General features: G+C 53.1%; 1 protein-coding gene. It reads right to left on the bottom strand.

From position 1 onward, the window contains the following. On the bottom strand, positions 1–1,698 hold a 1,698-nt coding region (locus J663_RS18455; protein ID WP_033851434.1), incomplete at both ends, for an Ig-like domain-containing protein.

Below are 1,698 nucleotides of genomic sequence, written 5' to 3'. Positions count from 1 at the left end.
CTGGGAAAGTCACCACCGGTGCAACAAGGTCAACGATAAAGCCGTCTGTACCGTCAAGTACATCGCCTGTACCCAAGTTGCCCAAGACGTCTGTGTAGCTACCATCAGCCACCGCAATGCTTGGTGCTGTGCCTGTGCCATCCGGTGTGAACACCGCTGTCCAGGTGATGTTGTCAGTCGTAGTCAGGCCTGTCAATGTACCGCCTACAACCGTGATGTCGCTTGCATCAAAGCCTGCTACCGCCTCACTGAACGTGAAGCTAATGTTCGCTGTTTCACCTGCCGCAAGTGCAAGGTCATCTGCGCTAATCGCAAGGCTTGGTGCTGTCGCATCAACAGTCACTGTACCGGTTACTGGTGTTGAAACGTTGCCTGCCACATCTGTTGCAGTCACGCTCACTGTATGTGGACCGTCTGCCAACACTGGAAGTGTATTGTCTGCAAGCGTCCAGGTACCGTCACCATTGTTAGTCGCTGGATAATCCACGCCATCCACAGTCACCACCACAGTCGCAGTAGGATCATCGATCGTACCGGTCAATGCAGGCGTTGTATCGTTCGTCGATACATCTGGGAAAGTCACTACTGGTGCAACCAGGTCAACGGTAAAGCCGTCTGTACCGTCAAGTACATCGCCTGTACCCAAGTTGCCCAAGACATCTGTGTAGCTACCATCAGCCACCGCAATGCTTGGTGCTGTGCCTGTGCCATCCGGTGTGAACACCGCTGTCCAGGTGATGTTGTCAGTCGTAGTCAAGCCAGTCAATGTACCGCCTACAACCGTGATGTCGCTTGCATCAAAGCCTGCTACCGCCTCACTGAACGTGAAGCTAATGTTCGCTGTTTCACCTGCCGCAAGTGCAAGGTCATCTGTGCTAATCGCAAGGCTTGGTGCTGTCGCATCAACAGTCACTGTACCGGTTACTGGTGTTGAAACGTTGCCTGCCACATCTGTTGCAGTCACGCTCACTGTATGTGGACCGTCTGCCAACACTGGAAGTGTATTGTCTGCAAGCGTCCAGGTACCGTCACCATTGTTAGTCGCTGGATAATCCACACCATCCACAGTCACCACCACAGTCGCAGTAGGATCATCGATCGTACCGGTCAATGCAGGCGTTGTATCGTTCGTCGATACATCTGGGAAAGTCACCACCGGTGCAACAAGGTCAACGATAAAGCCGTCTGTACCGTCAAGTACATCTCCTGTACCCAAGTTGCCCAAGACATCTGTGTAGCTACCATCAGCCACCGCAATGCTTGGTGCTGTGCCTGTGCCATCCGGTGTGAACACCGCTGTCCAGGTGATGTTGTCAGTCGTAGTCAGGCCTGTCAATGTACCGCCTACAACCGTGATGTCGCTTGCATCAAAGCCTGCTACCGCCTCACTGAACGTGAAGCTAATGTTCGCTGTTTCACCTGCCGCAAGTGCAAGGTCATCTGTGCTAATCGCAAGGCTTGGTGCTGTCGCATCAACAGTCACTGTACCGGTTACTGGTGTTGAAACGTTGCCTGCCACATCTGTTGCAGTCACGCTCACTGTATGTGGACCGTCTGCCAACACTGGAAGTGTATTGTCTGCAAGCGTCCAGGTACCGTCACCATTGTTAGTCGCTGGATAATCCACACCATCCACAGTCACCACCACAGTCGCAGTAGGATCATCGATCGTACCGGTCAATGCAGGCGTTGTATCGT

This window comes from Acinetobacter sp. 826659, assembly GCF_000588515.1.
Classification (GTDB): domain Bacteria; phylum Pseudomonadota; class Gammaproteobacteria; order Pseudomonadales; family Moraxellaceae; genus Acinetobacter; species Acinetobacter pittii.
Note: the sequence above shows the minus strand (reverse complement) of the source record. Positions and strands in the feature narration are given on the sequence as shown.